Raw genomic sequence first — 21,583 nt, 5'->3', positions numbered from 1 at the left:
AAGAAAAAGGAGCAAAACCAAATGAAACGTATTGCTGTTTTGACTAGCGGTGGAGACGCCCCTGGTATGAACGCTGCCATCCGTGCAGTAGTTCGTCAAGCAATCTCAGAAGGAATGGAAGTCTTTGGTATCTATGATGGATACGCAGGGATGGTTGCCGGTGAAATCTATCCACTTGATGCTGCTTCAGTTGGAGACATCATTTCACGTGGTGGTACTTTCCTTCACTCTGCTCGTTACCCTGAGTTTGCACAACTTGAAGGTCAACTTAAAGGGATTGAGCAGTTGAAAAAACACGGGATCGAAGGTGTTGTTGTAATCGGTGGTGACGGTTCTTATCACGGAGCTATGCGCTTGACTGAGCATGGATTCCCAGCTATCGGTCTGCCTGGCACAATTGATAATGACATCGTAGGTACTGATTTCACAATTGGATTTGATACTGCAGTTACGACTGCAATGGATGCGATTGATAAGATTCGCGATACTTCATCAAGCCACCGTCGTACTTTCGTTGTTGAAGTAATGGGACGTAACGCTGGTGATATCGCTCTTTGGGCTGGTATCGCAACTGGTGCTGATGAAATTATCATCCCTGAAGAAGGCTTCAAGATGGAAGATATCGTAGCTAGTATCAAAGCTGGTTATGAGCACGGTAAAAAACACAACATTATCGTTTTGGCAGAAGGTGTTATGTCAGCAGCTGAATTTGGTCAAAAACTAAAAGAAGCAGGAGACACTAGTGACCTTCGTGTAACAGAACTTGGTCACATCCAACGTGGTGGATCACCAACTGCGCGTGACCGTGTATTGGCATCACGCATGGGGGCACACGCTGTTAAACTCCTTAAACAAGGAATCGGTGGTGTCGCTGTTGGTATCCGTAACGAAAAAATGGTTGAGAATCCAATCCTTGGTACAGCAGAAGAAGGAGCTTTGTTTAGCTTAACAGCTGATGGTAAGATCGTTGTTAACAACCCTCATAAAGCTGATCTTGAACTTTCTGATTTGAACAAGAGCTTGTCCTAATCAACTTTCATTAATTTGGTAACATGACCATAAAAGGTCGAATTATATAAAGGAGTCACAAAAATCATGAACAAACGTGTAAAAATCGTTGCAACTTTAGGTCCTGCGGTTGAAATCCGTGGTGGTAAAAAATTCGGTGAAGACGGATACTGGGGTGAAAAACTTGACGTTGAAGCTTCAGCTCAAAATATTGCTAAATTGATTGAAGCAGGAGCAAACACTTTCCGTTTCAACTTCTCACACGGTGACCACCAAGAACAAGGTGAGCGTATGGCAACTGTTAAACTTGCTGAAAAACTTGCAGGTAAAAAAGTTGGTTTCCTTCTTGATACTAAAGGACCAGAAATCCGTACTGAATTGTTCGAAGGTGAAGCTAAAGAGTACTCATACAAAACTGGTGAAAAAATCCGTGTTGCAACTAAACAAGGAATCAAATCAACTCGTGAAGTGATTGCTTTGAACGTTGCTGGTGCTCTTGACATCTATGATGACGTTGAAGTTGGTCGCCAAGTATTGGTTGACGATGGTAAACTTGGTCTTCGCGTTGTAGAAAAAGACGATGCAACTCGTGAATTTGTAGTTGAAGTGGAAAATGACGGTGTTATCGCTAAACAAAAAGGTGTAAACATCCCTAACACTAAAATTCCTTTCCCAGCTCTTGCTGAACGTGATAACGATGATATCCGCTTTGGTCTTGAACAAGGTATTAACTTCATCGCGATTTCATTCGTACGTACTGCAAAAGACGTTAACGAAGTTCGTGCAATCTGTGAAGAAACTGGTAACGGTCACGTTCAATTGTTCGCTAAAATCGAAAACCAACAAGGTATTGACAACTTGGATGAAATCATTGAAGCTGCTGACGGTATCATGATCGCCCGTGGTGACATGGGTATTGAAGTACCATTCGAAATGGTTCCAGTTTACCAAAAAATGATTATTACAAAAGTAAATGCAGCTGGTAAAGTCGCTATCACAGCAACAAACATGCTTGAAACTATGACTGAAAAACCACGTGCAACTCGTTCAGAGGTATCAGATGTGTTTAACGCTGTTATCGACGGAACCGACGCTACAATGCTTTCAGGTGAGTCTGCAAATGGTAAATATCCACTTGAGTCTGTTCGTACAATGGCAACAATTGACAAGAATGCTCAAACTCTTTTAAAAGAATACGGTCGCTTGTCATCTGTTAACTTGTCACGTAATTCTAAGACTGAGGTTATGGCTTCAGCTGTTAAGGATGCGACAATCTATGAATATCAAGTTGGTGGTTACTCTTACTAAGACAGGTCACACTGCTCGTTTGATTTCTAAATACCGTCCAGATGCTGATATCTTGGCAATCACTTTCGATGAATTGACTCAGCGTGGTTTGATGCTTAACTGGGGAGTTATTTCCAGTAACCACTGATCGCCCATCAAACACTGATGATATGTTTGATCTCGCTGAAAGAATTGCAGTTGAGCAAGGTTTGGTAGAATCTGGTGATGATATTGTTATCGTTGCAGGGTGGCCACTTGGCGAAGCTGTTCGTGAACAAACACAATGCGTATCCGTACAGTACGTTAATCTAACATTAAAACCTATCATTTCAGGCTGAAAAAGCTTGAGTGATAGGTCGTTTTTTAATCAAAATAGAGATGGTATTTAGTAAATAGGAATGGAAAAAACTGAAAATTATGATATAATAGAACGAAAGACCTTTTTAGTAAATTTTGAAAGAGTATAACATGAGAAAAATTGTCATCAATGGTGGACGTCCATTGCAAGGTGAGATCACCATTAGTGGTGCTAAAAATAGTGTTGTAGCGCTTATTCCAGCTATTATCTTATCAGATGATATTGTCACTTTAGATTGTGTTCCAGATATTTCAGGACGTTGCTAGTCTTGTCGAAATTATGGAGATTATGGGGGCGACTGTTAAGCGTTATGAGGATGTTTTGGAGATTGATCCAAGAGGTGTTCAAACATTCCGATGCCTTATGGCAAGATTAATAGCTTGCGTGCTTTCTTATTATTTCTACGGAAGTCTTTTAGGTCGCTTTGGTGAAGCTACAGTTGGACTTCCTGGTGGATGTGATTTGGGGCCTCGTCCGATTGACCTTCACTTAAAAGCCTTTGAAGCCATGGGTGCTAAGGTCAGCTATGAGGGAGATAATATGAATTTATCTGCTCAAGGTAAGGGACTTCATGGCGCAAGTATTTACATGGATACCGTCAGCGTTGGAGCAACGATTAACACCATGATTGCTGCGGTTAAAGCTAAGGGACGCACTGTCATTGAAAATGCGGCTCGTGAACCGGAAATTATCGATGTTGCCACCCTTTTGAACAACATGGGGGGCCCATATTCGTGGTGCAGGGACTGATATTATCATTATTGATGGTGTCGAGAAACTTCATGGGACTCGTCACCAAGTAATTCCAGACCGTATCGAAGCTGGAACCTATATTTCACTGGCTGCAGCGGTAGGAAAAGGAATTCGCATTAACAACGTTCTCTATGAACACTTAGAAGGCTTTATCGCCAAACTAGAGGAAATGGGCGTTCGTATGACGGTCTCAGAAGACAGTATCTTCGTTGAAGAACAGTCCGATTTGAAGGCTATCAATATCAAAACAGCTCCTATCCAGGGTTCGCAACCGATTTGCAACAGCCTATAACTCCGCTATTACTGACTGCTCAAGGTCGTGGAACCATTATTGATACGATCTATGAAAAACGTGTTAACCATGTTTTTGAATTAGCAAAAATGGATGCGGATATTACGACTACAAATGATCACATTATCTACAATGGTGGTCGTAAGTACACGGGGCAAGTGTAAAAGCTACAGACTTGCGAGCTGGTGCTGCACTTGTCATCGCTGGCTTGATGGCTCAAGGCCAGACTGAAATTACGAATATTGAGTTTATCCTTCGTGGCTACTCAGATATTATTGAAAAATTGCGTAGTCTTGGAGCAGATATTACACTCGTTGAAGACTAAGCCGTTGAGGTGATTATGAATATTTGGACCAAATTAGCAATGTTTTCTTTTTTGAAACGGAGCGCTTGTATTTGCGTCCTTTCTTTTTTAGTGACAGTCAAGCGTTTTTCGAGATTGCTTCAAACCCTGAGAATTTGCAGTTTATTTTTCCCAGTCAAGCAAATTTGGAAGAAAGTCAGTACGCACTTGCTAACTATTTTATGAAGAATCCTCTGGGTGTTTGGGCAATTTGTCTTCAAGGAAATCAGGAAATGATTGGCTCTATTAAATTTGAAAAAAATCGATGAAATCAAAAAAGAAGCAGAAATTGGTTATTTCTTAAAAAAGGATTCTTGGTCACAAGGTTATATGACAGAAGTAGTTACCAAACTATGTCAGCTTTCATTTGAAGAATTTGGTTTAAAACAATTATCCATCATCACTCATCTGGAGAATCAAGCTAGTCAAAAAGTAGCCTTAAAATCGGGTTTTAGCCTCGTCCGACAGTTTAAGGGAAGCGATCGCTATACACGAAAAATGAGGGACTATCTTGAATTTCGATACATAAAAGGAGAATTCAATGAGTAAACACCAGGAAATTTTGTCCTATCTGGAAGAGTTGCCAATTGGGAAGAGAGTTAGTGTTCGCAGTATTTCCAATCACCTAGGTGTTAGTGACGGAACAGCCTACCGAGCTATTAAAGAAGCTGAAAATCGTGGTATCGTTGAAACTCGGCCACGTAGTGGAACTATACGGGTCAAGTCCCAAAAAGTGGCTATTGAGCGGCTAACCTATGCTGAAATTGCTGAAGTCACCTCCTCTGAAGTTCTAGCTGGTCAGGAAGGGTTAGAGAGAGAGTTTAGTAAATTTTCTATTGGAGCCATGACTGAGCAGAATATCTTGTCCTATCTGAATGATGGTGGTTTGTTAATCGTCGGAGACCGTACTCGTATTCAACTTTTAGCTTTGGAAAATGAAAATGCGGTTCTCGTGACGGGTGGTTTTCATGTGCACGAGGATGTACTAGCTCTTGCCAATAAAAAGGGTATTCCTGTCCTGAGAAGTAAGCATGATACTTTTACAGTAGCGACCATGATCAACAGAGCTCTCTCAAATGTTCAAATCAAAACCGATATTCTGACAGTTGAAAAGCTCTATCGTCCTAGCCATGAGTATGGTTTTTTGAGAGAAACAGACACAGTGAAAGATTATCTAGACTTGGTACGCAAGAATCGAAGTAGTCGTTTCCCAGTCATCAATCAGCATCAAGTGGTTGTGGGAGTTGTTACCATGCGTGATGCAGGGGATAAATCCCCTAGCACGACGATTGATAAGGTGATGACGCGCAGCATTTTCGTGACAGGATTAGCGACCAATATTGCCAATGTCAGTCAACGGATGATAGCAGAAGACTTTGAGATGGTCCCAGTCGTGAGAAGCAATCAAACTTTGCTCGGAGTTGTAACGAGACGAGATGTCATGGATAAGATGAGTCGCTCTCAGGTTTCGGCTTTGCCGACTTTTTCAGAGCAAATCGGACAAAAGTTGTCTTATCATCACGACGAAGTTGTGATTACAGTTGAGCCCTTTATGCTTGAGAAAAACGGAGTTTTGGCAAATGGTGTTCTTGCTGAAATTTTAACCCACATGACACAGGATTTGGTGGCAAATAGCAGACGCAATCTCATCATCGAGCAGATGCTAATTTACTTCTTGCAAGCTGTTCAGATAGATGATACTTTGCGGATTCAGGCACGCATTATTCACCACACGAGACGCTCAGCCATTATTGATTATGATATTTATCATGGTCATCAAATTGTATCAAAAGCAAATGTTACAGTTAAAATCAATTAGAATCTAGGAGAAAAAATGATAACTTTAAAATCAGCACGTGAAATCGAAGCCATGGACAAGGCTGGTGATTTCCTAGCAAGTATCCATATCGGCTTACGTGATTTGATTAAGCCAGGCGTGGATATGTGGGAAGTTGAAGAGTATGTTCGTCGACGTTGTAAAGAGGAAAATTTCCTTCCTCTACAGATTGGCGTGGATGGGGCAGTCATGGATTACCCCTATGCCACTTGTTGCTCTCTCAACGACGAAGTAGCTCACGCTTTTCCACGTCATTACATTTTGAAAGATGGCGATTTACTCAAGGTTGACATGGTTCTAGGCGGTCCGATTTCCAAATCAGACCTCAATGTATCTAAACTCAACTTCAATAATGTTGAGCAAATGAAAAAATACACCCAAAATTATACTGGTGGTTTAGCTGACTCATGTTGGGCTTATGCGGTTGGTACACCGTCTGAAGAAGTGAAAAACCTGATGGACGTGACCAAGGAAGCTATGTATAAAGGGATTGAGCAAGCAGTTGTCGGCAATCGTATCGGTGATATCGGTGCAGCAATTCAGGAATATGCTGAAAGTCGCGGTTATGGTGTCGTTCGTGATTTGGTTGGTCATGGTGTTGGTCCAACTATGCACGAAGAACCAATGGTTCCTAACTACGGTATAGCAGGTCGTGGACTCCGTCTCCGTGAAGGAATGGTCTTGACCATTGAACCCATGATCAATACTGGTGACTGGGAAATTGATACAGATATGAAGACTGGCTGGGCTCATAAGACTATAGATGGCGGCCTATCTTGCCAATATGAACACCAGTTCGTGATTACCAAAGATGGACCTGTTATCTTGACCAGTCAAGGTGAAGAAGGAACGTATTAAAAACGAAGGGAGCTCGTACCGCCCCCAAAAAGTTAGACAGAAAAATCAGCTCTTTGTCAACTGTAGTGGGTTGAAGTCAGCTAAGATCGAGAAAGGACGAATTTCGTCCTTTCTTTTTTGATGTTGAGAGCGATGAAAATTCTTTTTTTGAAGTTTTCAAAGTTTCGAAAACCAAAGGCATTTCGTTTGATGAGTTTAATGAGATTGTTAGTAGCTTTTCATTATAGATCTTATGGGACTTTTTTGTAGAAGGTTTCTAAATAAACTGATTAAATTCCTATTTTTCCCTATCATTGTCCCTGTTTTTTCTGGAGTTTTGGGGCTATAATAGTCCTATCAAATCAAAGAATGGAGGAAGGCAATGGACAATGTAATCTTTTTTATCAGTGTTTTTCTTGCTGGAATTCTTTCCTTCTTTTCTCCTTGTATCTTACCCTTGTTACCTGTCTATGCAGGGGTCTTGTTGGATGACAAAGATGGTGCTCAGGCTCCTAGCGAAAAATTTTCAATCTCACTTGTTAGTTTATTGCGAACTCTGGCCTTTATAGCAGGAATTTCCTTTGTCTTTATCTTACTGGGTTATGGAGCTGGTTTTTTAGGCAATTTGCTGTATGCTTCTTGGTTTCAGTATGTGACGGGTGCGGTTATCATTCTCTTGGGCTTGCATCAGATGGAAGTCTTACATTTGCAGGGGCTCTACAAGGAAAGAAGACTACAATTAAAGAGACAGGGTCAAAACGCTAACGGCTATAGTCAGGCATTTTTACTGGGGTTGACCTTTAGTTTTGCTTGGACGCCATGTGTGGGGCCAGTTCTGGGGTCTGTTTTAGCCTTGGCGGCTTCAGGTGGTTCAGGAGCTTGGCAGGGAGCTGGTCTCATGTTGGTTTACACGCTGGGTTTGGCGCTACCATTTTTGGTTCTAGCTCTCGCCTCCAGCTATGTTTTGAAACATTTTCGAAAACTCCACCCTTATCTCGGAACCCTCAAAAAAGTGGGTGGTTTCCTCATTATCGTGATGGGAATCTTGGTGCTTTTGGGAAATGCTTCCATTTTGACTACATTATTTGAATAGAGAGGAAAAAGAAATGAAAAAATGGCAAACATGTATTCTTGGAGTAGGCTCAATCTGTTGTTTGGCAGCCTGTTCGGCTAAAAACATGTCAGACGAGTCTACTATGAAGGAGCAAACCAAAACAGAACAAGTCAGTTCGCAAACTGCGACTAAAGGTCAGGCGGTTGCTGATTTTGAACTGATGGGAGTAGATGGCAAGACCTATCGTTTGTCTGATTACAAGGGCAAGAAAGTCTATCTCAAATTCTGGGCTTCTTGGTGTTCTATCTGTCTAGCCAGTCTTCCAGATACCGATGAAATCGCTAAGGATGCTGGTGATGACTATGTAGTTTTGACAGTGGTCTCTCCTGGTCACAAGGGGGAGCAATCTGAAGCGGACTTTAAGAATTGGTATAAGGGCTTGGATTATAAAAATTTCCCAGTTCTAATTGATCCATCAGGTAAACTCTTGGAAAGTTATGGTGTCCGTTCTTATCCGACTCAAGCCTTTATAGACAAGGAAGGCAAGCTGGTCAAAACGCAACCAGGTTTTATGGATAAGGATATGATTTTAAAAGAATTGAAAGAAATGGGGTAGAGAAAGGCTATGAATGATAAAGTAAAACTTTTTGTCTTGGCAGGGGTCATTCTTCTAGCCATAACCGGTTTCTATTTTCTATTAATGCGAAATGCAGGGCAGACAGATAGCTCGCAAATTGAGAAAGCATCAGTTAGCCAAGGAGGAAAAACAGTGAAAAAAACAGAAGTGAGCAAAGACGCAGACTTGCACGAAATTTATCTAGCTGGAGGTTGTTTCTGGGGAGTGGAGGAATACTTCTCACGCGTTCCCGGAGTGACAGATGCCGTTTCAGGCTATGCAAACGGTAGAGGGGAAACAACCAAGTACGAATTGATTAACCAAACAGGACATGCGGAAACCGTCCATGTCACTTACGACGCCAATCAAATTTCCCTCAAGGAAATCCTGCTTCATTACTTCCGCATTATCAATCCAACCAGCAAAAATAAACAAGGAAATGATGTGGGTACCCAGTATCGTACTGGCGTTTATTACACAGATGACAAGGATTTGGAAGTAATCAACCAAGTCTTTGATGAGGTGGCTAAGAAATACGACCAACCTCTGGCAGTTGAAAAGGAAAACTTGAAGAATTTTGTGGTGGCGGAGGATTATCACCAAGACTACCTCAAGAAAAATCCAAATGGCTATTGTCATATCAATGTCAATCAGGCTGCCTACCCCGTCATCGATGCCAGCAAATATCCTAAACCAAGTGATGAGGAATTGAAAAAGACCTTGTCGCCTGAGGAGTATGCAGTTACCCAGAAAAATCAAACAGAACGAGCTTTTTCAAACCGCTACTGGGATAAATTTGAATCTGGTATCTATGTGGATGTGGCAACTGGCGAACCCCTCTTTTCATCAAAGGACAAGTTTGAGTCTGGTTGTGGCTGGCCTAGTTTCACCCAACCAATTAGTCCAGATGTTGTCACTTACAAGGAAGATAAGTCTTACAATATGACGCGCATGGAAGTGAGAAGTCGAGTTGGAGATTCTCACCTTGGCCATGTCTTTACAGATGGGCCTCAGGACAAGGGTGGCTTGCGCTACTGTATCAATAGTCTTTCTATCCGATTTATTCCCAAAGACCAAATGGAAGAAAAAGGCTATGCCTATTTACTAGATTATGTCGATTAAGAAGTCTTTCCTAAGCAGTTAGTGGAGAATTTTGCTATACTGATACTAGTAAGTGGTAAAGGAGCAGAGCATGACCTACACAATCTTAATCGTAGAAGATGAGTATCTGGTAAGACAAGGCTTGACCAAGCTGGTCAATGTAGCAGCCTACGATATGGAAATCATCGGTCAGGCTGAAAATGGAAGACAGGCTTGGGATTTGATTCAAAAGCAGGTGCCAGATATCATTTTAACCGATATCAATATGCCTCAGCTGAATGGCATCCAGTTGGCTAGTCTGGTACGAGAAACCTATCCTCAGGTGCATTTGGTTTTTTTGACAGGTTACGATGATTTTGATTATGCCTTGTCTGCTGTCAAACTCGGTGTAGATGACTACCTGCTCAAGCCCTTTTCGCGTCAGGATATTGAGGAAATGTTGGGGAAAATCAAGCAAAAACTAGACAAGGAAGAAAAAGAAGAGCAGTTACAAGATTTACTGACCGATAAGTTTGAGGGAAACCTGGCTCAGAAGATTCAGTCTCATCTGGCTGACAGTCAATTTAGTTTAAAGAGCTTGGCCAGTGAATTGGGCTTTAGTCCGACTTATCTGAGCTCCTTGATTAAGAAAGAGTTGGGGCTGCCTTTTCAGGATTACCTGGTGAGAGAGCGTGTCAAACAAGCCAAGCTCTTGCTTTTGACCACAGATTTAAAGATTTATGAGATAGCCGAAAAGGTTGGTTTTGAGGATATGAACTACTTTACCCAACGTTTTAAACAGATTGCAGGTGTGACACCTCGTCAGTTTAAGAAGGGAGAAGGTCGATGAAGCGTTCTTCTCTTTTAGTCAGAATGGTTATTTCCATCTTTCTGGTCTTTCTCATTCTACTAGCTGTGGTTGGGACTTTCTATTATCAATCTAGTTCATCAGCTATTGAGGCTACTATCGAGGGTAATAGCCAAACGACCATTAGCCAAACTAGCCACTTTATTCAGTCTTATATCAAAAAATTAGAAACCACCTCTACCAGTTTGACCCAGCAGAAGGATGTCTTAGCCTATGCTGAGAATCCTAACCAAGACCAAGTCAAGGGAATCCGAGATCTGTTTTTGACGATCTTAAAGGCAGACCAGGACTTGAAAACGGTGGTACTGGTCACCAAATCCGGTCAGGTTATTTCTACAGATGATAGTGTGCAGATGAAAACTTCCTCAGATATGATGGCTGAGGATTGGTACCAAAAGGCTATTCATCAGGGAGCTAAGCCAGTTTTGACACCAGCTCGTAAATCAGACAGTCAGTGGGTCATTTCTGTCACTCAGGAACTTGTCGATACAAAGGGAGCCAATCTTGGCGTACTTCGATTGGATATTTCCTATGAAACTCTGGAAGCCTATCTCAACCAACTCCAGTTGGGCCAGCAGGGCTTTGCCTTTATCATCAATGAAAACCATGAATTTGTCTACCATCCTAAACGTACTGTCTATAGCTCAGCAAGTGAAATGGAGGCCATGAAACCCTACATTGAAACGGGGCAGGGCTATACGCTGGATCACCAATCCTACGTCAGTCAGGAACAGATTGCAGGAACTGATTGGACGGTTATAGGCGTGTCTTCGTTGGAGAAGTTAGATCAGGTTCGGAGTCAACTCATGTGGACCTTGCTTGGTGCTAGTGCCTTATCTCTTCTTGCCTGTCTCTGCTTGGTGTGGTTCAGTCTCAAACGCTGGATTGCCCCTTTGAAGGATTTGAGAGAGACCATGCTGAAAATTGCTTCTGGTACACAAAATCTGCGTGCTAAGGAAGCTGGTGCCTATGAATTAAGAGAAGTGACTCGCCAGTTTAATGCCATGTTGGATCAGATTGATCAGCTGATGGCAGCTATTCGCAGGCAGGAAGAAGCGACTCGACAGTATGAACTTCAAGCCTTGTCAAGCCAGATTAACCCCCATTTCCTCTACAATACTTTGGACACTATCATCTGGATGGCTGAATTTCAGGATAGTCAGCGAGTGGTTCAGGTGACCAAGTCCTTGGCAACTTATTTCCGCTTGGCGCTTAATCAAGGAAAGGATTTGATTTCTCTTTCTGATGAAATCAATCATGTCCGCCAGTATCTCTTTATCCAGAAGCAGCGCTACGGAGATAAGCTGGAGTATGAGATTGATGAAGATCCTGACTTTGATAATTTAGTCTTGCCCAAGCTGGTGTTACAACCTCTTGTAGAAAATGCCCTTTATCACGGCATCAAGGAGAAAGATGGACAGGGACATATTAAAGTTTCCGTCCAGAAAAAGGATTCAGGACTAATCATCCGCATTGAGGATGATGGTGTTGGTTTCCAAAATCCTGAGGATAGCAGTCAAAGTCAGCTCAAACGTGGGGGAGTTGGCCTACAAAATGTCAACCAACGACTCAAACTTCATTTTGGAGACAATTACCAGATGAAGATCAATTCTGCACCCGAAAAAGGGACGATAGTTGAAATATACATAAATAGAATAGTATCAAGTTAGCTCCCAGTCAATTCTGGGAGTTTTACTATTAAAAATCAGATTGTTCAGTTCGCCTTGATAAAATCATTAAAAAAAGATATGATAGTAGGAGAATAATGAGGTTAAGAGTGATGGACAAAAGTAAAATTAAAACAGAAACACAGCAGGTAATTGAGAATGTTTTGGAAAAGATAGGATTGCGTGAAGGAAGCCTCTTTGTCCTAGGTCTATCCTCTAGCGAAGTTTTAGGTGGCCATATTGGCAAGGAATCCAGCCAAGAAATTGGGGAAATCATTGTGAAGACCATCCTAGATATCCTAGAAGAAAAAGGAATTCATCTAGCTGTTCAAGGTTGTGAGCATGTCAATCGTGCCCTCGTTGTTGAACGCCAGGTGGCAGAGCAGTTTGGTCTGGAAATCGTCAGTGTACTACCTACTCTTCATGCGGGAGGTTCGGGTCAGTTGGCGGCCTTCAAGTTTATGCAGGACCCTGTTGAAGTGGAGTTCATTAAGGCTCATGCTGGATTGGATATCGGAGATACCGCAATTGGCATGCATGTCAAGCATGTGCAGGTTCCGATTCGACCGGTACTACGTGAGATTGGGCACGCCCATGTAACGGCTTTAGCTAGCCGTCCAAAACTCATCGGTGGTGCGCGTGCGCAGTATCCTGAAGACTTCATAAGAAAGTCATAAGTGGGCTGAAAGTTATCGTAAGTTAGAGATATTTCAAGTATGTAGAGGTAAAAGGTTGGAAAATTGTGTTTATATTGTTTCAGGTCCCCCAGGCGTTGGAAAGAGCACTGTCAGCAAAGAGTTGGCCTATTCTTTTGACAAAAGTGCAGTGATAGAGGGGGATATGATTTACTTAATGATTAAAGGAGGTCTCGTAGCTCCTTGGGAGGATGATGGATTTTTCATGGATTTATTCTGGGATAATATCATCAGTCTGACCAATAATTTCTTGGATCGTGGCATTACTGTCGTGATAGAGTATGTCATATTTGAAGAGCAACTGAAGAAAATTGCAGCCTTCTTAAAAGAAAAACGGATTAAGCTAAAATATTGTGTCCTAATGGCTCAAGAAGAAACCTTGAAAGATAGGGATTCTTCTCGAAAAGAAATTGAGAGAACAGGCGATTTATCAATCCAAGCAAGAAATGAGTTTCTAGCTAAAAATAGTGAGAAACATCATTTTCTATTCACGGATGATTTAGATGTCAAGGAAACGGTAAACATCATTAAAACTTCAAATCAATTTTTAATTTCTGAACAGTAAAAGACAGGGAGAGTAAGGGTATAGAAACCAAGACTCTCTCTGTTTTTTTGTTGAATTCTTGTGCAAAGTACTCCAAACAAGACCATCTTTTACAAGAAGAAGGGATGCTATCTGATGGAAAATTGCCAAAAGTAGAAAAAAGCAACTTAGAGAAGATTTTTCGTTATAGAAATCAGTAAACAAAGCTGGATTTAGCTGTTCTAGGTCTGCCTTTTTGTGCTATACTTAAGATATGCATAGAAAAACAGTGATTGATTTTAGGGCTTTGGGTGAGAGATACACCTTTACCCAGCCAATCAAAGAGTTAAAAACGAGAGATTTATCAGAAGTGGCGGACTTGCTGGCATAGGTGGAAATCTACCAAGAGCATGGAACGGATACCGTAGAAACATTGGATGAGAGGGATTTTAACCAGCATAACAGGGTCTAAACTAGGACGACCTTTATCTTCAGAATAAGTATCTGCGACTAAGTCATAGATGGAGGAAAAATCGATCATCTGCTCAACCTGACGAGGAAAATGGGCTTGCGGAACGAGTTCAACTAGCGCGTAAAAACCAACTTGATTGCGGTTATATTCGAGATTTTCTTTGTGAAACATAGGGAACACCTGACAACTTTTCTTACCTCTATTATACGACTTTACACAAAGAAAAGCCCTTAGAAATTTGTAGTCTAAGGACTTTGTCTTCAATCTGAAAGGAGCTTAGCTCCTTTTTTTGTGTCAAATTTAGTCAAAATAAACAAGCGTAGCAGACTTCTTACAAATTTATTCTTTTGTAGTAAAATAGGATTAGAATTTTGAGAAAGTAGGTAATTCGTTGGAGTCGATTATATTTTTAGTATCCGTTTTTTTAGCAGGTATCCTGTCCTTCTTTTCACCCTGCATCTTTCCTTTGCTACCTGTCTATGCTGGTATTTTACTGGATGATCAGGGAAATTCGAAAAGCTTTCGCTTTTTTGGAAGAGACGTTGCATGGTCGGGCTTAATTCGAACCTTGTGCTTTATTGCAGGAATCTCCCTCATTTTCTTTATTTTAGGATTTGGAGCTGGATTCCTAGGGCACATGCTCTATGCAGACTGGTTTCGTTATGCTATGGGCATAGTCATTATTCTTTTAGGACTTCACCAGATGGAAATCTTGCATTTCAATAAACTGGAAGTTCAAAAGACAGTCACCTTCAAACAATCAAAGTCTAATCACTATCTGTCAGCCTTTTTGCTTGGGATAACCTTTAGTTTTGGTTGGACCCCTTGTATCGGCCCCGTTTTAAGTTCGGTCTTGGCTCTTGCAGCTTCTGGAGGGAATGGTGCTTGGCAAGGAGCCTTACTAACCTTAGTGTACACATTGGGAATGGCCCTTCCTTTCCTTGTTCTGGCCTTGGCTTCGGGATGGATCATGCCCTATTTTAGCAAATTAAAACCCCATATGATCCTACTAAAGAAAATCGGGGGAGCCTTGATTATTTTGATGGGATTATTATTAATGCTCGGGCAGTTAAATGCCTTGTCAGGAATTCTTGGATAAAAGGAGAAAAAGATGAAAAAAGTTATTTTTGCTGGATTGAGCCTCATGTCTCTATTCTTGTTGATTGCCTGTGGTGAAAAAGAAACCAAACAAACGGAAAATCCCAAACAGTCTACTGTACAGCAAATCGCGGTCGGTAAGGATGCGCCAGACTTCACCTTGCAGTCTATGGATGGCAAAGAAGTCAAGTTATCAGATTATAAAGGGAAAAAAGTCTATTTAAAATTCTGGGCTTCTTGGTGTGGACCTTGTCGAAAGAGTATGCCTGAGTTGATGGAATTAGCTGCAAAACAAGATCGAGATTTTGAAATCCTAAGTGTTGTCGCACCAGGGCTACAAGGTGAAAAAACAGTTGAAGAGTTTCCAAAATGGTACCAAGAACAAGGATACAAGGATATACCAGTTCTATACGATACGCAAGCAACTACTTTTCAAGCCTACCAAATTCGTAGTATTCCAACGGAATACTTGATTGACAGTCAAGGAAAAATCGGAAAAATCCAATTTGGTGCTATTAGCAATGCTGATGCAGAAGCAGCATTTAAAGAAATGAAATAAAATAAAGAAAAAATCGCGATTGTTCGCGATTTTTTATAGTTTTTCATTGATAAAGCGGATAAATTGATTCCACCAAACCTTCAAAAAGAAGGCTTTTTCTACTTTCTTTTCAGAAACCATTTCAAAAGATGGTTTGTCGGAAGTGAGATAGCCTTGGCCGATCAAATCCTGATCATCATAGGTTAGGGTACCGACAACCTTGCCTTCTTCCAGTGGAGCTATTTCTGATGTTGATTTTGGTGTGAATTGGAGAGCAGGTGTAGTACCGCTTCCGATGCGTTGGACGATGGAAATGTCTGACTTAGCAACGGCTGCAACGCTATCTTCTTTCCCGTCAAGAACTGTCACTTTACTATCTTTGTATGCTTCACCTTTCTGGACGACAGTTTTTAAGGCAAAGTTTGCAGAAATATAATCTAAAAGTGCAGAAGTTGCGGTAAAACGTGCATAAGGGTTGGTATCTTGTTGATCTGCATTTAAAACAACCGTAATGATACGCATCCCTTTCTCAACAGTTGTTCCAACGAAAGAAGCACCAGCTTTGTCAGTAGTACCTGTCTTTAGTCCATCAATACCACCACGATAAGCAGGCATCCCTTCCAACATATAGTTAGTAGAGTGAATTTCCATACCAGCAAATGTTGATGAAGATTTCTTGGTTATTTCTAAAACTTGAGGGTAATCTCTGATGAGGTTTCGAGCGATGATTGCAACATCGTAAGCACTTAGTTTGTTTTCCTCATCCTTTTTAGAACCAGGATAGATATTATTTCCAAGTGTTTCGTTATTAAGTCCAGTAGTATTGACAATAGTAGCATCTTGGATGCCCCATTCAAGAAGTTTCGCCCTCATCTTGTCAACGAAGTCTTTCTCTGAACCAGCAATTTTTTCAGCAAGAGCAATGGCTGCACTATTGGCACTTGATACTAGAGTTGCTTCCAATAATTGTTCCACTGTATACTTGCGCGCTTCCATAGGAACATTACTAGCCTCAGAATTGGTTGTAAGTTGGTATGGATAGTCAGAGATATCAACTGGGGTAGATAGGCTAATTGTACCTTGCTCCAAGGCTTCATAGACTAGGTAGACAGTGAGAATCTTGGTGATAGAGGCAATTTCAACAGCTTGAGTAGCATCTTTTTCGTAGAGAATTTTCCCAGTGTTTGCTTCAACAGCGATGGCATGCTTGGCAGCAACATCAAAATCTTGCGCAGATACAGTAGGAATGGCTGTGCCAAAAATGATAAGAGTTAGTAAGGATAAAATTATTTTCTTCATAGTAGTTTTATTCTATCACAAAGCGAAAAAATATTCTCGTTTTTATAGTAAAGCCATCTTATCTTTTTGAAGAATTATGGTAAAATAGAAAGAAGGAGGCGCCTATGTTCCGTAGAAACAAGTTATTTTTTTGGACAGCTGAAATTTTACTATTAACTCTTATTTTCTACCTTTGGAGAGAGATGGGAGCGATTGTCACACCTTTTGTGATGGTAGCTAATACCATTATGATTCCATTTTTGCTCGGAGGATTTTTCTATTACCTGACAAATCCCATCGTAACATTTCTAGAAAAGAAATGTAATGTCAATCGTTTGATAGGTGTGCTCATCACTCTTTGTGCCTTGATTGGTACAATAGTAGTAGGGGTAGTCTACTTGCTACCGATTTTGATCAATCAGTTGACAAGTTTGATTATTTCTAGCCAGAATATCTATAGCCGCTTGCAAGATTTGATATATGATTTATCAATGAATCCAATCTTTCAAAATATTGATATTCAAAAAACTATTCAACAGTTGAATTTATCTTACGTTGATATTTTACAAAATATTCTCAACAGTGTGAGCAATAGTTTAGGCAGCGTTCTTTCAGCCTTGTTTAGTACTGTTTTGATTCTCATTATGACACCAGTCTTTTTGATTTATTTCTTGCTTGATGGTCATAAATTCCTTCCGATGTTGGAACGAACAGTCCTAAAACATGATAAATTAAACTTCTCCAGTCTCTTGAAGAATTTGAACGCCACTGTCGCACGTTATATCAGTGGAATTGCGATTGATGCTGTTATTATCGGATGTTTGGCCTATATTGGATACAGTACGATAGGGTTGAAATATGCTCTAGTCTTTGCTATTTTTTCTGGTTTGGCAAATCTTATTCCCTATGTTGGACCAAGTATCGGTCTGATTCCCATGATTATTGCTAATGTCTTTACTGATCCACACAGAGTCCTCATTGCAGTAATTTATATGCTGATTATTCAACAAATTGATGGGAATATCCTTTATCCTCGTATCGTTGGAGGGGTTATGAAGGTTCATCCAATCACCATTCTGGTTCTTCTCTTACTTTCTAGCAATATTTATGGTGTTATCGGAATGATTGTAGCAGTACCAACATATTCTATCCTAAAAGAAATTACGAAGTTCTTGGCGAAATTATATGAAAATCATAAAGAAGCCAAAGAAAAAGAACTGGAAAAATCAGAATCAATCTAAAAATCAGGGAGACCTGATTTTTTTTGATAAAAAGACTTGAGGTTAGACTGGTCAAAAGTGTTTTAAATGATTCTGTTGGAGAAGGAAAAGAATGGGAAATTATAAGATTTAGAATAATTCACAAAATGTGTGTAAAACACTTGCAATTTAGCTGAAATTTGATAAAATAGTAAGGAAAGTTAGACTGTATTGCCTACTGTCTATCTATAAAATATATTTTATTGGAGGCTTTTACTCAAATGGCAAAAGAAAAATACGATCGTAGTAAACCACACGTTAACATTGGTACTATTGGACACGTTGACCACGGTAAAACTACCCTAACTGCAGCTATCACAACTGTTTTGGCACGTCGCTTGCCTTCAGCAGTTAACCAACCTAAAGACTATGCGTCTATCGATGCTGCTCCAGAAGAACGCGAACGCGGTATCACTATCAACACTGCGCACGTTGAGTACGAAACTGAAAAACGTCACTACGCTCACATCGACGCTCCAGGACACGCGGACTACGTTAAAAACATGATCACTGGTGCTGCTCAAATGGATGGAGCTATCCTTGTAGTAGCTTCAACTGACGGACCAATGCCACAAACTCGTGAGCACATCCTTCTTTCACGTCAGGTTGGTGTTAAACACCTTATCGTCTTCATGAACAAAATTGACTTGGTAGACGACGAAGAATTGCTTGAATTGGTTGAAATGGAAATCCGTGACCTCTTGTCAGAATACGACTTCCCAGGTGACGATCTTCCAGTTATCCAAGGTTCAGCTCTTAAAGCTCTTGAAGGTGACTCTAAGTACGAAGACATCATCATGGAATTGATGAACACTGTTGATGAGTACATCCCAGAACCAGAACGTGACACAGACAAACCATTGCTTCTTCCAGTCGAAGACGTATTCTCAATCACTGGACGTGGTACAGTTGCTTCAGGACGTATCGACCGTGGTACTGTTCGTGTCAACGACGAAATCGAAATCGTTGGTATCAAAGAAGAAACTCAAAAAGCAGTTGTTACTGGTGTTGAAATGTTCCGTAAACAACTTGACGAAGGTCTTGCCGGAGATAACGTAGGTGTCCTTCTTCGTGGTGTTCAACGTGACGAAATCGAACGTGGACAAGTTATCGCTAAACCAGGTTCAATCAACCCACACACTAAATTCAAAGGTGAAGTTTATATCCTTACTAAAGAAGAAGGTGGACGTCACACTCCATTCTTCAACAACTACCGTCCACAATTCTACTTCCGTACTACTGACGTTACAGGTTCAATCGAACTTCCAGCAGGTACTGAAATGGTAATGCCTGGTGATAACGTGACTATCGACGTTGAGTTGATCCACCCAATCGCCGTAGAACAAGGTACTACATTCTCTATCCGTGAGGGTGGACGTACTGTTGGTTCAGGTATGGTTACAGAAATCGAAGCTTAATTCGATTTAGTTCCCAGAAGAACAATTATTTAAGTCAGACACTAAAAGAATCTTGCTTTGCAAGGTTCTTTTTTGTGTTCGAATTATTTTAGAAGGCGTTCTAGTATAGCGATATGATAGATTTTTTGGTATAATAAAGGTTATGGAAATCGAAAAAACCAATCGCATGAATGCGCTTTTTGAATTTTATGCGGCGCTTTTGACAGACAAGCAGATGAACTATATTGAACTCTATTATGCTGATGATTATAGTCTTGCTGAGATTGCTGAAGAGTTCGGTGTCAGTCGTCAGGCTGTCTATGACAATATCAAGCGGACAGAAAAGATTCTAGAAGATTATGAGATGAAACTGCACATGTATTCGGACTACATTGTCCGCAGTCAGATTTTTGACCAGATCTTAGAGCGTTATCCCAAGGATGACTTTCTGCTGGAGCAGATAGAAATTTTAACAAGTATTGACAATCGGGAGTAATCATGGGCAGTCTAGTTATTTATCAAGGATTACCTTGCAAACTATTAGCCGCAGAGGAACCATTTCCTACTCGACTACAGATTATCTCGCCCAATGATATCTCCAAAGCTATGAAAATAGGTTTTAGCTGTTGGGGATATCCAAATGAAATCATGAAAGAAATCACACCCGAAGAACTTGAGTGTTTGCAACATTTCGGACGATTTCCACTGAATTGAGTAAATAGGAGAAAAAAATGGCATTTGAAAGTTTAACAGAACGTTTACAGAACGTCTTTAAAAATCTACGTAAAAAAGGAAAAATCTCTGAGGCGGATGTCCAAGAAGCAACCAAAGAAATTCGTTTGGCCTTGCTTGAAGCCGACGTTGCCTTGCCTGTTGTAAAAGACTTTATCAAGAAAGTTCGTGAACGTGCAGTCGGACACGAGGTCATTGATACCCTTAATCCTGCGCAACAGATTATCAAAATCGTTGACGAGGAACTGACAGCTGTTTTAGGTTCTGATACGGCAGAAATTATTAAGTCACCTAAGATTCCTACGATTATCATGATGGTCGGTTTGCAAGGGGCTGGTAAAACAACCTTTGCTGGTAAGCTGGCTAACAAACTCAAGAAGGAAGAAAATGCACGACCTTTGATGATTGCTGCGGATATTTATCGTCCAGCAGCCATCGATCAGCTGAAAACACTTGGACAACAGATTGATGTTCCTGTTTTCGCTCTTGGAACAGAAGTACCAGCTGTTGAGATTGTTCGTCAAGGTTTGGAGCAAGCACAAGCCAATCACAACGACTATGTTTTGATCGATACGGCGGGTCGTTTGCAGATTGATGAGCTCTTGATGAATGAGCTTCGTGACGTGAAAGCACTGGCTCAACCAAACGAAATTTTGCTCGTCGTTGATGCCATGATTGGTCAGGAAGCGGCCAATGTCGCCCGTGAGTTTAATGCTCAGTTGGAAGTGACTGGTGTCATCCTTACCAAGATTGATGGGGATACTCGTGGTGGTGCGGCTTTGTCTGTTCGTCATATCACTGGAAAACCTATCAAGTTCACTGGTACGGGTGAAAAGATAACAGATATCGAAACCTTCCACCCAGATCGTATGTCAAGCCGTATCCTCGGTATGGGGGATATGCTGACCTTGATCGAGAAAGCTTCTCAAGAATACGATGAGCAAAAAGCTCTTGAAATGGCTGAGAAGATGCGTGAAAACACCTTTGATTTCAATGATTTCATTGATCAGTTAGATCAGGTGCAAAACATGGGGCCAATGGAAGACTTGCTCAAGATGATACCAGGTATGGCTAACAACCCAGCCCTTCAAAACATGAAGGTCGATGAGCGCCAGATTGCTCGTAAACGTGCCATCGTGTCCTCTATGACACCTGAAGAACGTGAAAATCCTGATTTGTTAAATCCAAGTCGTCGCCGTCGTATCGCTGCAGGTTCTGGAAATACCTTTGTCGAAGTCAATAAATTCATCAAGGACTTTAACCAGGCCAAACAGCTCATGCAAGGTGTTATGTCTGGGGATATGAACAAAATGATGAAGCAAATGGGGATCAATCCAAATAACCTTCCTAAAAATATGCCAAATATGGGTGGCATGGATATGTCTGCCCTTGAAGGAATGATGGGACAGGGTGGCATGCCTGACTTGTCAGCTCTCGGAGGAGCAGGAATGCCAGATATGAGTCAGATGTTTGGTGGCGGACTCAAAGGTAAAATTGGTGAATTTGCCATGAAACAGTCCATGAAACGCATGGCCAACAAAATGAAAAAAGCTAAGAAAAAACGCAAATAAAAAAGGAAGGAAAGCTGAAG

The 21,583-nt window shown here is 41.0% G+C and carries 21 protein-coding genes and 5 pseudogenes; 23 read left to right on the top strand and 3 right to left on the bottom strand.

Translation table 11 applies throughout. From position 1 onward, the window contains the following. Window positions 1-21 precede the first annotated feature (21 nt). The 9 genes and pseudogenes from pfkA (at window position 22) to GOM48_RS05845 (ending at window position 6,736) form a co-directional block, all read left to right on the top strand. Complete coding sequence (pfkA, locus tag GOM48_RS05890; RefSeq protein WP_000820881.1) at window positions 22-1,029, top strand: 6-phosphofructokinase; 1,008 nt, start codon at window positions 22-24, stop codon at window positions 1,027-1,029. Window positions 1,030-1,095: 66 nt separating this feature from the next. Continuing rightward, window positions 1,096-2,602: pseudogene (pyk, locus tag GOM48_RS05885) on the top strand (pyruvate kinase). Between the two features lie 161 nt (window positions 2,603-2,763). Next, window positions 2,764-2,919, top strand: coding sequence for a hypothetical protein (locus GOM48_RS05880; protein WP_235096416.1), 156 nt, complete (start codon window positions 2,764-2,766; stop codon window positions 2,917-2,919). Then, window positions 2,891-3,403: a hypothetical protein gene (locus tag GOM48_RS05875; RefSeq protein WP_235096415.1), complete on the top strand. Its 513-nt coding sequence runs from the start codon at window positions 2,891-2,893 to the stop codon at window positions 3,401-3,403. Before GOM48_RS05880 ends, GOM48_RS05875 begins: the two co-directional genes overlap by 29 nt. After that, window positions 3,384-3,862, top strand: a pseudogene (locus GOM48_RS05870) (hypothetical protein). The gene GOM48_RS05875 and the pseudogene GOM48_RS05870 overlap by 20 nt, the downstream one beginning before the upstream one ends. Before the next feature lie 11 nt (window positions 3,863-3,873). After that, window positions 3,874-4,023: a hypothetical protein gene (locus GOM48_RS05860; protein WP_235096413.1), complete on the top strand. Its 150-nt coding sequence runs from the start codon at window positions 3,874-3,876 to the stop codon at window positions 4,021-4,023. Window positions 4,024-4,038: 15 nt separating this feature from the next. After that, window positions 4,039-4,590: pseudogene (locus GOM48_RS05855) on the top strand (GNAT family N-acetyltransferase). Continuing rightward, the gene (gene spxR / locus GOM48_RS05850; protein ID WP_084947851.1) at window positions 4,583-5,860 is read left to right on the top strand and encodes a CBS-HotDog domain-containing transcription factor SpxR; all 1,278 of its coding nucleotides are present in this window, start codon (window positions 4,583-4,585) and stop codon (window positions 5,858-5,860) included. The pseudogene GOM48_RS05855 and the gene spxR overlap by 8 nt, the downstream one beginning before the upstream one ends. A gap of 15 nt (window positions 5,861-5,875) precedes the next feature. After that, entirely contained in the window at window positions 5,876-6,736 is an 861-nt protein-coding gene (locus GOM48_RS05845) for a methionyl aminopeptidase (protein ID WP_235096412.1), read from the top strand. Between the two features lie 80 nt (window positions 6,737-6,816). On the opposite strand, the pseudogene GOM48_RS05840 reads toward GOM48_RS05845, so the two are convergent. After that, window positions 6,817-6,954 (bottom strand): annotated as a pseudogene (locus GOM48_RS05840) (transposase); the annotation flags it as partial. A 143-nt stretch (window positions 6,955-7,097) separates the two neighbouring features. Between GOM48_RS05840 and ccdA2 (GOM48_RS05835) the strand changes: the two are divergent. The 7 genes from ccdA2 (GOM48_RS05835) (at window position 7,098) to GOM48_RS05805 (ending at window position 13,260) form a co-directional block, all read left to right on the top strand. Then, a complete protein-coding gene (gene ccdA2 / locus GOM48_RS05835) occupies window positions 7,098-7,808 on the top strand; it encodes a thiol-disulfide oxidoreductase-associated membrane protein CcdA2 (RefSeq protein WP_235096411.1) in 711 nt (236 codons plus the stop codon). Between the two features lie 13 nt (window positions 7,809-7,821). Further along, entirely contained in the window at window positions 7,822-8,385 is a 564-nt protein-coding gene (locus GOM48_RS05830) for a redoxin family protein (protein ID WP_235096410.1), read from the top strand. A gap of 9 nt (window positions 8,386-8,394) precedes the next feature. Continuing rightward, window positions 8,395-9,507, top strand: coding sequence for a peptide-methionine (R)-S-oxide reductase MsrB (gene msrB / locus GOM48_RS05825; protein WP_235096409.1), 1,113 nt, complete (start codon window positions 8,395-8,397; stop codon window positions 9,505-9,507). Between the two features lie 70 nt (window positions 9,508-9,577). Then, window positions 9,578-10,315 (top strand): response regulator transcription factor, encoded by a 738-nt coding sequence (locus GOM48_RS05820; protein WP_045616861.1) that lies wholly within the window; start codon window positions 9,578-9,580, stop codon window positions 10,313-10,315. Next, the gene (locus GOM48_RS05815) at window positions 10,312-12,003 is read left to right on the top strand and encodes a sensor histidine kinase (protein WP_235096408.1); all 1,692 of its coding nucleotides are present in this window, start codon (window positions 10,312-10,314) and stop codon (window positions 12,001-12,003) included. Before GOM48_RS05820 ends, GOM48_RS05815 begins: the two co-directional genes overlap by 4 nt. 110 nt (window positions 12,004-12,113) lie before the next feature. After that, complete coding sequence (locus GOM48_RS05810; protein ID WP_235096407.1) at window positions 12,114-12,677, top strand: TIGR01440 family protein; 564 nt, start codon at window positions 12,114-12,116, stop codon at window positions 12,675-12,677. A gap of 55 nt (window positions 12,678-12,732) precedes the next feature. Next, the gene (locus tag GOM48_RS05805) at window positions 12,733-13,260 is read left to right on the top strand and encodes an AAA family ATPase (protein ID WP_000426563.1); all 528 of its coding nucleotides are present in this window, start codon (window positions 12,733-12,735) and stop codon (window positions 13,258-13,260) included. A 367-nt stretch (window positions 13,261-13,627) separates the two neighbouring features. Here the strand turns inward: GOM48_RS05805 and GOM48_RS05800 are convergent. Next, a pseudogene (locus GOM48_RS05800) lies at window positions 13,628-13,861 on the bottom strand (IS5/IS1182 family transposase); the annotation flags it as partial. Window positions 13,862-14,081: 220 nt separating this feature from the next. Between GOM48_RS05800 and ccdA2 (GOM48_RS05795) the strand changes: the two are divergent. After that, window positions 14,082-14,789, top strand: a complete 708-nt coding sequence (ccdA2, locus tag GOM48_RS05795) for a thiol-disulfide oxidoreductase-associated membrane protein CcdA2 (protein ID WP_235096406.1) — start codon at window positions 14,082-14,084, stop codon at window positions 14,787-14,789. A gap of 12 nt (window positions 14,790-14,801) precedes the next feature. Next, window positions 14,802-15,347 carry a thiol-disulfide oxidoreductase-associated lipoprotein SdbB gene (gene sdbB, locus GOM48_RS05790; RefSeq protein WP_084867144.1) on the top strand — a complete coding sequence of 182 codons (546 nt, stop codon included), beginning with the start codon at window positions 14,802-14,804 and terminating at the stop codon, window positions 15,345-15,347. A 33-nt stretch (window positions 15,348-15,380) separates the two neighbouring features. On the opposite strand, the gene pbp3 is transcribed toward sdbB, so the two are convergent. Then, window positions 15,381-16,625 carry a D-alanyl-D-alanine carboxypeptidase PBP3 gene (pbp3, locus tag GOM48_RS05785; RefSeq protein ID WP_235096405.1) on the bottom strand — a complete coding sequence of 415 codons (1,245 nt, stop codon included), beginning with the start codon at window positions 16,623-16,625 and terminating at the stop codon, window positions 15,381-15,383. Between the two features lie 104 nt (window positions 16,626-16,729). On the opposite strand from pbp3, the gene GOM48_RS05780 reads away from it, so the two are divergent. The 5 genes from GOM48_RS05780 to ffh all read left to right on the top strand — a co-directional run bounded on the left by GOM48_RS05780 (window position 16,730) and on the right by ffh (window position 21,563). Beyond that, window positions 16,730-17,845 (top strand): AI-2E family transporter, encoded by a 1,116-nt coding sequence (locus GOM48_RS05780; protein ID WP_235096404.1) that lies wholly within the window; start codon window positions 16,730-16,732, stop codon window positions 17,843-17,845. Between the two features lie 239 nt (window positions 17,846-18,084). After that, window positions 18,085-19,281: an elongation factor Tu gene (tuf, locus tag GOM48_RS05775; protein ID WP_001040719.1), complete on the top strand. Its 1,197-nt coding sequence runs from the start codon at window positions 18,085-18,087 to the stop codon at window positions 19,279-19,281. Window positions 19,282-19,423: 142 nt separating this feature from the next. After that, complete coding sequence (locus GOM48_RS05770) at window positions 19,424-19,756, top strand: putative DNA-binding protein (protein WP_061427218.1); 333 nt, start codon at window positions 19,424-19,426, stop codon at window positions 19,754-19,756. A 2-nt stretch (window positions 19,757-19,758) separates the two neighbouring features. Further along, window positions 19,759-19,974: a hypothetical protein gene (locus tag GOM48_RS05765; protein ID WP_000535217.1), complete on the top strand. Its 216-nt coding sequence runs from the start codon at window positions 19,759-19,761 to the stop codon at window positions 19,972-19,974. Between the two features lie 17 nt (window positions 19,975-19,991). Beyond that, the gene (gene ffh / locus GOM48_RS05760; RefSeq protein ID WP_000863612.1) at window positions 19,992-21,563 is read left to right on the top strand and encodes a signal recognition particle protein; all 1,572 of its coding nucleotides are present in this window, start codon (window positions 19,992-19,994) and stop codon (window positions 21,561-21,563) included. The last annotated feature ends 20 nt before the right edge of the window (window positions 21,564-21,583 follow it).

This window comes from Streptococcus oralis (assembly GCF_021497885.1).
GTDB lineage: Bacteria > Bacillota > Bacilli > Lactobacillales > Streptococcaceae > Streptococcus > Streptococcus oralis_BQ.
The sequence above is the reverse complement of the archived record's forward strand: the minus strand, read 5'-3'. Positions and strand labels throughout refer to the sequence as shown.